The 12,259-nt window shown below is 34.0% G+C and carries 13 protein-coding genes and 1 pseudogene; 13 read left to right on the top strand and 1 reads right to left on the bottom strand.

From position 1 onward, the window contains the following. The first annotated feature begins 350 nt into the window (after positions 1-350). The 4 genes and pseudogenes from N0M92_RS25985 (at position 351) to N0M92_RS26000 (ending at position 2,327) form a co-directional block, all read left to right on the top strand. On the top strand, positions 351-533 hold the full coding sequence (locus N0M92_RS25985; RefSeq protein WP_260288520.1) for a hypothetical protein: 183 nt from the start codon (positions 351-353) through the stop codon (positions 531-533). After that, positions 524-838: a hypothetical protein gene (locus N0M92_RS25990; protein ID WP_260288567.1), complete on the top strand. Its 315-nt coding sequence runs from the start codon at positions 524-526 to the stop codon at positions 836-838. Before N0M92_RS25985 ends, N0M92_RS25990 begins: the two co-directional genes overlap by 10 nt. A 10-nt stretch (positions 839-848) precedes the next feature. Further along, positions 849-1,763, top strand: a pseudogene (locus tag N0M92_RS25995) (IS110 family transposase); the annotation flags it as partial. 288 nt (positions 1,764-2,051) lie between these two features. After that, positions 2,052-2,327: a hypothetical protein gene (locus N0M92_RS26000; RefSeq protein ID WP_260288521.1), complete on the top strand. Its 276-nt coding sequence runs from the start codon at positions 2,052-2,054 to the stop codon at positions 2,325-2,327. Positions 2,328-2,475: 148 nt separating this feature from the next. Here the strand turns inward: N0M92_RS26000 and N0M92_RS26005 are convergent, their stop codons facing one another. Beyond that, positions 2,476-3,726 carry an MFS transporter gene (locus N0M92_RS26005; RefSeq protein WP_260288522.1) on the bottom strand — a complete coding sequence of 417 codons (1,251 nt, stop codon included), beginning with the start codon at positions 3,724-3,726 and terminating at the stop codon, positions 2,476-2,478. A gap of 191 nt (positions 3,727-3,917) precedes the next feature. On the opposite strand from N0M92_RS26005, the gene N0M92_RS26010 reads away from it, so the two are divergent. The 9 genes from N0M92_RS26010 to N0M92_RS26050 all read left to right on the top strand — a co-directional run bounded on the left by N0M92_RS26010 (position 3,918) and on the right by N0M92_RS26050 (position 12,029). Then, positions 3,918-4,769, top strand: coding sequence for a LysR family transcriptional regulator (locus N0M92_RS26010; protein WP_260288523.1), 852 nt, complete (start codon positions 3,918-3,920; stop codon positions 4,767-4,769). Between the two features lie 137 nt (positions 4,770-4,906). After that, positions 4,907-5,416 (top strand): MepB family protein, encoded by a 510-nt coding sequence (locus N0M92_RS26015; RefSeq protein WP_260288524.1) that lies wholly within the window; start codon positions 4,907-4,909, stop codon positions 5,414-5,416. Between the two features lie 600 nt (positions 5,417-6,016). After that, positions 6,017-6,664 (top strand): type A chloramphenicol O-acetyltransferase, encoded by a 648-nt coding sequence (gene catA, locus N0M92_RS26020; protein WP_260288525.1) that lies wholly within the window; start codon positions 6,017-6,019, stop codon positions 6,662-6,664. A 618-nt stretch (positions 6,665-7,282) separates the two neighbouring features. Next, positions 7,283-7,645, top strand: coding sequence for a DUF4871 domain-containing protein (locus tag N0M92_RS26025; RefSeq protein WP_260288564.1), 363 nt, complete (start codon positions 7,283-7,285; stop codon positions 7,643-7,645). A gap of 495 nt (positions 7,646-8,140) precedes the next feature. After that, positions 8,141-9,280 (top strand): FtsW/RodA/SpoVE family cell cycle protein, encoded by a 1,140-nt coding sequence (locus N0M92_RS26030; protein WP_260288526.1) that lies wholly within the window; start codon positions 8,141-8,143, stop codon positions 9,278-9,280. A 208-nt stretch (positions 9,281-9,488) separates the two neighbouring features. Then, a complete protein-coding gene (locus tag N0M92_RS26035) occupies positions 9,489-9,734 on the top strand; it encodes a hypothetical protein (protein WP_260288527.1) in 246 nt (81 codons plus the stop codon). A 64-nt stretch (positions 9,735-9,798) separates the two neighbouring features. Then, positions 9,799-10,377 carry a dihydrofolate reductase family protein gene (locus N0M92_RS26040; protein WP_260288528.1) on the top strand — a complete coding sequence of 193 codons (579 nt, stop codon included), beginning with the start codon at positions 9,799-9,801 and terminating at the stop codon, positions 10,375-10,377. Between the two features lie 278 nt (positions 10,378-10,655). Next, positions 10,656-11,165, top strand: a complete 510-nt coding sequence (locus tag N0M92_RS26045; protein WP_260288529.1) for a YfiT family bacillithiol transferase — start codon at positions 10,656-10,658, stop codon at positions 11,163-11,165. Positions 11,166-11,645: 480 nt separating this feature from the next. After that, the gene (locus tag N0M92_RS26050) at positions 11,646-12,029 is read left to right on the top strand and encodes a DUF1259 domain-containing protein (RefSeq protein ID WP_260288530.1); all 384 of its coding nucleotides are present in this window, start codon (positions 11,646-11,648) and stop codon (positions 12,027-12,029) included. Positions 12,030-12,259: the final 230 nt, after the last annotated feature.

Below are 12,259 nucleotides of genomic sequence, written 5' to 3' on the forward strand. Positions count from 1 at the left end.
TATTCAACTAGGAATTCCGGAGGAAGAAGCGAAAGGATTAACCTACTGTCGAAAAGGTTACCGATTCATAGGAGTATCCAAAGTCGTCCAAAGAGCAATCTCAAACAAAAGACTAAAGCAGAGGGGAATCCCCTCTGCTTTAGAACATTATCTAAAAGCACACACTGTGATATAAATTGAAACGCCGTATACGCGAACCGTACGTACGGTGTTGTGAGAGGGGCGAAAATAAACTTATTTTCCCCCTACTCGATTATGGGACTAAAGGAGCAGTTTAGTTTAAGAAGAAATTGTCTTATAATCTATACAATACCATTATAATAAAGATAAAAAAGTGGGTGTGTAACCAATTGATTTCTTGGAGGATAACAAAATATAATCCTAAAAACAGAGATGAAAGTGGTTATTATCTTGATGACAAGGAATGGACTTGTTTTTCAGAGGTGGAAACAGTAGTAATTGAAGAAGATTATTTGAGAACAGAATCAAATTACATAAACGCAATTACTACTTTTATGGATAGATGGGCTTAAATAAGGTTTATTTAAATGCTTTAGAGATATGGTCTGACGAGGTTGCGAATCAAAATGCTTCTGGTTTTTTATCAAAAATGTGGGTGGGCAAAGGCGTAACTACTCAAGAAATCAATGAGTTAGCAAAGTTAACTTTAAGGAATGTTATTTGGTGTAAGTTAAGTTACAAAAACGATTTTTTTGTTCATTTCGGTTACGATTACTATATGTACATTGGGGCAAATAAGGATTGTCCTAACGCCCGTAAAAAGGTTGAAGATTCTGGATTATTTGTTGAGAATTTTAATTCTCCTTATTTAAATTAGTACCACAATTTCAGTGAGGTTTATACAAACAGACGCTATCGATGCGTACCAGTTGTGTGTGCTGTATTACAAAGAGGATTTTGAACCTCATAAAATTAGAGGAATTCAGCTATTAGACCTTCGGAATTTGTCAAGACAACAGGAAATCGTTACGAATATGTATGTGGAAGCTAAACTTCAGTTTCACACCATTTTAGATCAAGTGTTTCCTGAATACCGGAAGGTTTTTGGGGATCTATATTCGAAGGTTTCTTTATTGATGTTAAAGGAATATCCCACTTCAGAGGCGGTATTAACAGCCGGGGAAAGTAAGCTAGCAGAGAGTGTTATAGAGTTCTGTCCTAGCCGATCGGGTCAATGGGCATGGGAAAAAGCAAAAAAAATAATGGACTCCGCATCTCGAAATCCATTCCAAAAAAACGTGTATGAAAGTCACGTAATCAATCTTCGTATGTATATTGAGTTGCTTTTTCATTACCAGGGACACCTCTCTGATTTGGAAGATCGTATAGTGGCCCTGGCAAATGAACTGGAAGAATATAAGATCATCCAATCGATTCCCGGTATAGGAGAAAAAATCGCAGCCACGATTATCTCTGAAATTGGTGAAATCGATCGGTTTAATCATCCGAAAAAACTGGTTGCCTTCGCTGGAGTAGATCCAAGTGTTCACTCTTCGGGTAAGTTTACGGCAACCATTAATCGTATTACTAAAAGAGGTTCGAGCAGACTACGTCATTCTCTGTATCTTGCCGTACTTTGCGGCATAAGAAGTTCAAGGAACAAAAAGCTTAAAGCTTTCTATGATAAGAAAAAATCAGAAGGAAAACCGGCCAAAGTGTCAATCGTTGCCTGTATGAATAAGTTGCTTCATTGGATTTACGCTCTATTAAAGAGAAAAGAAACGTTCCTAGATTTAGCCTGATTAACGGTTTTGTGAAACAGAGAAAAATCCTTCCAAAAGGGTTTTGGAGGGTTATTTGGCATGGCCAAAAATAGTATATCATAAGGGAAATGAAATTTTTAGAGAAAGATATTGACATCCTATTAGCTGGTTTAGCTGAAGATCAGAGCTGTCTTTAAGGCAGCTTTTCTTTATTAAACTATCGGGGCAGGTTACTGAAAGAAGGACTAATATACCATTATATTACACATCCAATTCTATCCATAATATATATATGGTATAATTATACATATTCTAAGGAGGTAGATTATGTTTAAGAAAATCCTTATGTTATTCTTCTTATTGATCACTTTCATTGGTCTTTCTTCTTTCCAATCTGATTTAGCAAATGCGCCAGTACCAGAAGATGAAGAAGTTATTCTATTACCTGGAAGTGTCACATTAGTTGAAGATGACATTGAAACAGCAAAAAAACAAAGAGAAAAGGCGATGCAAGACATGGCAGATCACCCTGAATTATTTCAATTTGCAACAGAAGTAAATACACTAGAAGAGATGCCAGATAGTTCCAACTTTGATTTTTAATAATATTTCTTCCACAGCTAACGGGTGTGTTAGTTGATTAAGGAACACAATAAATGATCGATCATTTTTATAAAAGAATAATCCATTAAATAGTATAAGGGCATGTGTGTTGATTCATCTTTTTTCAAAACATGCCCTTTCTATTTATTCATTTATCAAGGTTATTTGTATTAATTTGATCAAATTTTGCGGTGATCCTATGATCCATTCTTTTTTTTATTTTTGCTCTGTATAAATTAATCGCTCCTAAAGCTACAGATATTCCGGCCCAATATAGGGCTTGTTGATAACTGTTCAATAGATTAACGACTAATCCGAATAAAGAGGGTGCTATGACAATAAATAATTGATTTAATGTCAATGCTGAACTCACCGTTAAACCTATAAAACGTGAATCCGATTGTTCTGTGATACAAGCAATAAAAATGGAATACCAACCAATGGCTACAAAACCCAAAAGAAAACAAAATAATAGCATCACTATTTCCATTTCAACAGTTATGATGAGTGGGAGCATCACTGTAAGAATTACGGTAACAGCCATCACAATAAGCAATAATCTTTCCCTTTTACCTTCAAAGAATTGATCACTCGCCCATGCGATGACTACCCGTCCAACCATACCACCTATTAAAACGACGCTTAAATATTTTCCTGCCGCTGTTAATGGATAGCCCCCTTCGTTGTGCAAATAACTCATAAAATGCGCAATGATAATCATCTGTAATGACATCATCACAACACCCACTATATACATCGGATATAACTCTTTATTATTTTTGATGACACTCATTTTCTCCTTGAACCCGACCGAGGTTGATCCCGTTTCACTCGTTCTTTCTGGTTCTTTATATAATAATAGGAAGAGCAGCCCTCCCATTATCGCTACGATACCTTGTACTACATGAACTGATGACAAATTGAAATGATAATATGTATAGGATAAAACTGCAGAGGCTAAAGATCCTCCAAGCGGTATTCCCGTCTGTCTTATCCCTAGAGCCAGACCTCTATGTTCGTTTGGAAACCATTTTACGATGGCCGTGCTTCCACCGGTTTGAGCACTTCCGTACCATATACCAACCAACAATAATAAAAGCAGCAATACCATATAATCATTAACAAAAACTAGCGTTAAAGCTGAGAGCCCCAATAAAATGGTCCCCCACCCGATAATGTGTTTTTCCCCTTTTTTATCCATCAAGTAGCCGAATGCCAGCATTGAAAACATCGGACCAATATTGACCGCTGAAACAATGAAGCCTGTTTGAAGCGGTGTTAAATTCCATTCAATTTGATAAAATGCAGCGATGGGTCCCATGCCATATGTCACAAAGGTTGCTGCAGTTTGGGATAACGTGGCCACCAATACGATTAACCATTTATAATATGTATGCATTAAAGCTCCCCCTATGTTTGATGTATCGTTCAATAAGAATTCGGTGGGGTATATTCTTATTATTAGCTTCTAACATTATTTAGTCTCCCTTACTTATTAAGCTAACTAGAGTTTACTCTGCCTGCCCAGAAGCGTAAAATGGAGGAAATTGATAGGGTTCATAAAAATTTTTTATAGGGTGTGCCAACAATATGAACATCAAAGAAATAGCATTGAAAATTGAAATATTAAACCGTCAAAATTTAAGTAAGTCTGCAGAAATCACGAACTATACTCAATCCGCCCTTACGGCTAAAGTGAAAAAAATAGAGTCGGAAATTGGCAAACTTGTTTTTAAACGCACGCCCCAAGGATTGAAAATCACTAGTGTAGGATTACAGTATAAAAACTATCTTCAACTTATTTTAAAAGAGTACGAAGAATTTTTACAAAAAATTGGTGCCTTTCAAACTAACGCTAAAGTGGATTTTGGCACATCACATACAACCTTGAAAATCTATGGTGCCGATATCGCGAATACTTTGAATAAGAACGACATTCAAATGGATGTGGATTTCGCCGTAGATTCCAGTAATGCCATAAACCAAAAAGTGCACAATTCCGAATTAGATTGTGCACTCATTAGTGAACCTATTAAGAAATATCCCGACTTAACTTATGACATCGTTGCAACTGAAACATTCGAGGTCATTTCAAGTAAGGACCATATCATCAATTTTGATTGGGAAACACCTATTACATTGCTCGTATTGAGTATAGGTTGTATGTATACAAGAGCTGTGACCGAATGGCTTATGAATAATCAAATACCATATAAATTAAAGGAAATAAAATCAATCAGCAGTATCCAAGATTTTTTGCAAATCAGCAATACCATTGCAGTATTGAATACTAAGCTTATAGATCTATATAACTATACAAACATTCACTATTACAAATTAAGCTTTAACAATGTCATTAATACCGTTTTTGTTTATAAGATGAACGACGGCGAACAGAACAATATCGTACAAATAAAAAATGTTCTGAAGACGATTGGTTAATTATAAAAAGGGTTTTATCTTAGAGTTGCTTTGGTGGCTCTTTTTTTATGTAACTATCGGGGCAGGATAGTTGAAGAGTACTGTTTGATCTTTATTCAATAATTGGGCCATTTTGTTTGAAATTTAGGAGTGAAGAAATGAATAATTTTTTTACAGCATTAACTTATGTAAATAAAATGATTTATGAGTCGAATCACTTAACTGTAAAGTCAGTTCAAGAAGAGAAACAAAATTCTAAGTATGGTGCTGGTACATTTCAATTATCTTCTAAAACAGTTCGATTCAGAGTTGCGAATATAACCCCTACCAAAGTAGGGCAGTTTGTTGCATTTTGGGAAAAAGACGAAAATAATAAAAATCAACCCTACTTATATGAGGAAGCCCCTGATTTATTAGTTATAACTACCTTTAAAAATGAAAATGAGTTTGGTCAATTTATTTTCCCAAAAGAAATTCTTTTAAAACAGAACATTCTTAGGTCTACTTCAACAAAGGGCAAAATGGCAATAAGAGTTTATCCTAGCTGGGATAGTCCGAGTAGTAATCAAGCGATGAAAACTCAAAAATGGCAGTTACCCTATTTTGTTGACATGTGTAATCCGGATAAATTACCCTTAGAAAAAATATTAGAACTCTATTCTTTTTAATCCTCTGTAATCGGGCGCGATTCTTGAAGAATTTTCGCTTTTCTTGTTGTCGGACTACTTTTATTTGTTGGTGAAATAACAACGGCAGGGGCAATTTCAGCTTGGAGTTATTATCAAGAAAAATTTGGAAACAATTAATTTCTTCTTCATGAGGACTAATCAATTTGGTTAGTCTTTATTTTTTTCACTAGGGAGCAGTTTGTGTCAACTCTACAATAAGCCTTAATGAACTACCATGAAAATAAGTTTCTTTAAAAATGAAAAATGATAATACTTAAAAAGACCCTACTCAATCGTTTAAAAAAAAGAGGAGAGCGTTAATAAATTAGCCTATAGATTAGGGTTGAATGGATTAAGGTCAGTATCAGTATTGACACTTCCTAACCATTTTCATTCTTTGTGGTGAATCGCCGATTTTTGCGATTCATGGATGGCTAACGGGGCAGTTAGTTGAAGAAAGTAATATCTGTAAGTTGATTTTAGTCTAGGAATACTTGATAATGTTGTGGTATAAATGAGTTTGCAAAAGGATGATTGTCATGAAAAAAGCAGAGGAAATAGCCTCCTAAATCAAATAAAACATATTAGGAGGCGTTGTATATGAAATTCAATATAATTGATCGTGAAAATTGGTATCGAAAAGAGTACTTCGAACACTATTTACAACAACAAACAACATTCAGTATAACGAATGAAATTAATATTACTGTTCTTATGAAGAACTTAAAGAAGAAGAATTATAAGTTATATCCTGCGTTTATTTTTATGGTTACAAATATAGTTAATTCCCATCGGGAATTTAAAACCAGTTTTAACCCAGAAGGGAATTTAGGTTATTGGTCAGAAATTTTGCCTTCTTATACAATTTTTGATAAGAAGACATACACATTTTCTAGCATCTGGTCACCAAATGTAAGTAGGTTTTCTGAATTTCATTCTCAGTATGAAAAAGATGTAGAAGAATACAATGGTACGGGTAGTTTATTTCCAAAGACTCCTGTACCAGATAATAATATTCCGATATCTATGATACCTTGGAGTTCTTTTACAGCATTTAATTTAAATATTAATAATGGTGGAGATTTTCTCTTACCCATTATAACTGGGGGGAAATATTCACAAACAAAAGATGAATGGTTCTTACCTGTTTCGTTACAAATTCATCATGCTGTTTGTGATGGTTATCATGCAAGTGTTTTTATGAATGACTTACAAAGGTTTGCTGATGAAAGTGCAGACTGGATCTAGTTGTTCATTGGGTAAATATCTAAAAGGGGAACTGTGAAAGCAGTTCCTTTTTTTATAGAATTACAACCAAAGTTTGTTAATAATTGTACTTAAACTACCATGAAAATAAGTTTCTTTAAAAATGAAAAATGACAATACTTAAGAAGACCCTGCTCAATCGTTTTAAAAAAAGAGGAGAGCGTTAATTAATTAGTCTATGGATTAGGGTTGACTGGATTAAGGTCAGTATCAGTATTGACACTTCCTAACCATTTTCATTCTTTGTGGTGAATAGCTGATTTTTGTGATTCATGGATGGCTAACGGGTGCGTTAGCTGAAGATCAGAGCTGTCTTTAAGACAGCTCTTTTCTTATGGAACTAAAGGGGCAGGATAGTGAAAAAGCATACGTAATATAACTATTTTAAATGTTTGGTATGGTATTTAATGGTATAATTTAAAGAAAAAGAGAAATGAGCTGAAACTTTTTGAAAAAAAAAGCCTTTTTGTAGCACTATTTTTATGTTTATTTGTTGTAAGTGGTTGTACATCAACCAAGGTTCAAGAACCTCAAAATCCAACTAAACTCAGCCTTCCTAAAGATATTCCCAATTTTGTAACGGAAAAAGATTTTGAAAAGATAGATTGGGATAGGACGGCTACCGAATTTGATACAGGTGGTAGTGATATGGTTGGAAACAAAAATAAACTTGGCATAATAGGACCAGAATTAAAACCAAATAAAGTGGAAAAGTGGTTGTGGCATTTTTGGGGGATTGATAAAGGTGAATTAACAATCGTTGGTTACAACCAAGATACTTCAAATACAAGTCCTGTTTTAAGTGATGGGGCCTGGTCTGGGCCTGGTGTCAGTGGTGGTAATGGAGCAGATGCGAGTTTGCCTTCGAATGTCACGCTACCGAAAGCAGGGAAATGGGCACTCTTAGTTTATATTGATGGTAAATTATTCGATACATTGGTTATGGATATAAAGGGAAAATAAACGTCCTGCAAGAACAACTAATTTTAAAAGAGGTGTATTTTGCAACTCTAATTCAATTATAAGCACCCATTCTTAATGAACTAACGGGTGCGTTAGCTTAAGATTAGAGCTGTCCTTAAGGCAGCTCTTTCTTTATGCAACTATCAGGACAGTTTAGTTTAATAGAATTTCTTTTCTAAAGGATTATTATTAATGAATTACTTGTATACCATTAATTACTTTTTGTGAAATAATATTTAAATGTGGAAATGTTACTACCAAAATTTAATCACAGAACAAATAAAAAGAAAAAATAAAATCGTATAACAAAAAAAAGATACCATTTTAAGCCTTATTTTTAATTGGTTATCCTCCATACAATCCTCCATGCTTATTTTTATTCAATTGTATACCTAGAATGTATGAACAATAAAAGTGCTTTTATTTTAAAAAAATTACATTTTTAGTATAATTAAGTTAAATTATAACATAAGAAAATATTTACAAGGGGAAATAATGAAAAATTCAAAGTTGGATTACAACCTAATTACACTTTTACTTTTACTATTTATAACAAGTTGTATAGCTATATTAAATGCTCAAGATTTTGGTCAATATGAAGGGAATTTTTTATTTAGACAAATTACCTGGTATATAGTAGGAATCGGAATAATTGCAGGAATTATGTATTTAGATTCTGAACAGATCTGTCGCTTGAATTGGTTTATTTACTCATTTAGCATAATTCTTTTAATAGCATTGATTTTGGCACCTGAGTCAATAGCACGTAAAATAAATGGAGCCAAAAGCTGGTTTCAATTACCTGGAATTGGTTCTTTACAACCAGCTGAATTCACAAAAATATCCTTAATAATTTGTTTGAGTTTCTTAGTACAAAAACATCATGAAAAATATTTAGTTAAAACTTTAAAAACAGATTTATTACTATTAATTAAGATGGGAGCTGCCACAGCTCTTCCTATACTTTTAATTATGCTACAACCAGATTTAGGTACGTCTTTAGTATTAATATGTATTTTTACAGGGATTTTTATTGTTTCAGGAATATCATGGAAAATAATTAGTGTTATTTTTATTATTATTTCCTTAATTGCTAGTATCCTTATATATTTAGTCTTTTTTAACCCTGAAATGCTTCAATCAATGGGATTCGCAACATATCAATTAGGAAGAATTTATGCTTGGGTTGATCCAGAATCTTATGCATCAGGTGAAGGTTATAATCTAACCAAAGCATTATTAGCCATTGGTGCAGGAGGTGTTTACGGTTATCCGGAAAAGGGAATTTATGTTCCTGAAGCACATACGGATTTTATATTTAGCGTTATTTCTTCTAAATATGGTTTCTTTGGAGCTAGTATTGTAGTAACAATTTATTTTCTCCTTATTTCGAGCATAGTGAAGTTAGCTCTAGAAGTAAAAAATAGTTTTGAATCTTACATATGTACCGGTGTTACTTTTATGATTTTTTTCCATGTTTTTGAGAATGTCGGAATGAATATAGGCCTAGTACCTATAACAGGAATACCTTTACCTTTTATAAGTTATGGAGGAAGCTCATTAATTGGTAATATGTTAGCGTTGGGGTTAGTCTTTTCAATAAGCTATCGAAAAAAAACATTTATGTTTGATTAAGATGACTAAGTATTCCAGGATTAGTCCTATAATCTCTATTGTAATATTAGGTTTGTTTTTATTTAGAAAACTAGTGCAATTTATTAGACGGTAAAACCGTCTTTTTTTATGTCACTGTCTTTATCAACTCAATAAAAAGTCTTATGCAACTAAAGGGGCAGGATAGTTCATTAAGGAATGTAAGTTCGTTTTGGGAATAATTGTTATAATGAAGTGGATAAATCTATTAAAGAAGGATTTATGGGATGTAAACGAAGAGCTATTAAAAGAAGAAGTATTATCAATTGGACATTCCCGTGAAACAATAAATTTATTAGATGTAACACCGTTTGACTGGGATGTAGTATATTCCTTTAAACCATATCCCCCGAAAGATGATATATATGAAACGGTAGGCTATAAATGGGATATATTAGCGGTCATTTTCTTGAATAATAGAAGGAATCATTCGTAAGTAAATCGAAGTTAATTCAGAAGATGTTTTTACTCGTTAAATTCAAGAAGAATAGGGGAGGTATATGGGGAAAATAATTGCAAACGTAAGCAACACATTGGACGGTATCTTTACGGGGCCGAAAGGTGAAGAAAACAACATGGTAAGCTGGGCAATGCCTGGCATCGTGGATTCCACAAATGATGGTCTTGTCATGTTCCAGAAGGCTGACGCACTCTTGATGGGGCGGGTCACATATGAAGGCTTTGCAGGATATTGGCCGTTCCAAGAGGGAGATTGGGCTGACGCCATGAATAAAACTCGAAAGTATGTAGCAACTAATAATAATGAGCTTACGGTAATTCACTGGGGAGACTACGATGATACCATTTCTCTGCTTAACCATGATGTAATGTCGAAAGTAGGGGAGCTTAAAAGAGAAATCAAGGGAGATATCATTGTTCCTGCGAGTGCAGCTCTTGTTCAAAGTTTGATTAATGCTAGTTTACTTGATGAACTCCGAATCATCATTCATCCGGTCATTTTGGGCAGCGGAAAACGTTTCTTCGACAACATAGAAACACGTCACGACATGAAGTTGATAGAAACCAAGCTTTACGAAACAAGTGGTTCAATGCTGATGCGGTATGAAACCGTCAAATAAAACGAGTTTTAAAAAAACGTCTTAAAAATTCTTGTAAATTTAAATCACCACGTAGTGCCAAATTGAAGAAATTGCTTTAATTAAATTCCATGATTATGAAGGATGTTAATACTAAAGATTGATACTTCTTTTCTTACCTTTTTAGATTCGATCTTCTAGAAACGGGCGCTATTCAGGAACAAGGGTAAGCGCCTATTTTGAAGTGATATAATTAAATAAAATTAAACGTTAAGACCGAATTATAATGAAATAAAGAATGAGGAAAAGGGGGATTGAAAATGGATGTAAGATACCCAATTGGGAAACTACAAGTTCCTGAAAAAGTAACATTGGAAAATATTCAAGAATGGCTAAAGGAAATCGAAACTTACACGATTCGATTAAGAGAAACTGTCGACTCATTAAGTGATGAGGAATTAAGCAGAACTTATCGTGAAGGTAGCTGGACAGTTCGTCAACTTGTTCATCACATCGCAGATTCTCAGTTGAACATGTATCAACGTTTGAAGCTGGCTTTAACAGATGAGAATCCAACAGTACCAGCTTTTGATGAAGAAAAGTGGGCTATTCAACCGGATTCAAAGCTTCCTGTAGAAAGTTCTATTAAAATGTTAGAAGGTATAAATGAGCGCATCGTATCTTTAGGACATAGTTTAACTGAAGAGCAATTAGATCGAGCTTTTACTCACCAGGTAAACGGTATAATAACAGTTGCAACTAAAGTTGCAAAATTAGCTTGGCACGAAGAGCATCATTTAGCCCATATAAAAATCGCATTATCAAAATAATACAATATGTATAAAAGTGGCTTATCGAACCTCGATAAGCCATTTTTAAAATTAAAATAAGGAATAATTACAGGAGTTTTATTCAACTAAAGGGGCAGGCATTTTAGGTTTTATTTTTATAAATATCTTTACCAATATAGTACCTACCATTATTCTTTTTGGTTACTTCTTTCTGTACTGCCTTATTAGTGGCCTTTATCGTTTATCCCATCATAAGAAACAAAGCAGATCGAACTCATATAATTAATTTTCATACCGTCTCATTTGCGTCACAGTTTGTGTCAACTCACAAAAATTCTTAAAGAACCATCGGCTGCGCTAATTCATTAATGAGCTTTGACATCAGCTCTTTTCTTATGGAGCTAACAGGAGAAGGATAGTTTGAATAAAAAAATGACTTTCATTTCAAAATAGATGCATATCCGTTTCGAATCTATTCATTGATTCATATCCTATTAATATTAGGGAGGGGATGAATAGATGGCATCTAATGATGAATTAATTTGTCAAAAGTTTGCTAGGATTATCGGCGGCCAAGAAGGATTTGCGGGTGGAAAATGTGTGACAACCATAAATCGAAATGATATAAAAGCAAAAATTTTAGGAAAACGTTTTAGGGTGACCTCTTCTTTCTCATTTGAATCAAGAGATAAGACTGGACAAGCATTGTGCCTAGGTAGGGTAGCACTCTTGCAAAGTGAAGTCGAGAAATTTGTTGCTTTGATTCTTAAACAAGGAATAATAGTTTCATCGATACACAATGAGTGGCTATTTGATGATCCGAATTTGATATACGTTAATATCGAAGCTGTTGATGATCCATTAGTTTTTGCAAAGAAAGTCAGAAAAGCGTTAAGGAACTAACGGATTTCCCACTTGTCTGATTTTTGATGAACATAATACAGGGTGAAAACCCGGTTTTGTTGAACGGATAGGTGCGTTAGCTGATGATTGGAGCTGTCTTTAAGGCGGCTTTTTCTTATGGAACCTAAGTGCTAAAGGGGGATTTTTAACAAACGGTTGGAGTGAAATTTCATAAATAATTGTTTGACTTTTCTTATAACTTTGCTTAATATTCAAGTATTCAATAAAAC

Origin of the sequence: Peribacillus aracenensis (assembly GCF_025175645.1) — a bacterium.
GTDB lineage: Bacteria > Bacillota > Bacilli > Bacillales > DSM-1321 > Peribacillus > Peribacillus aracenensis.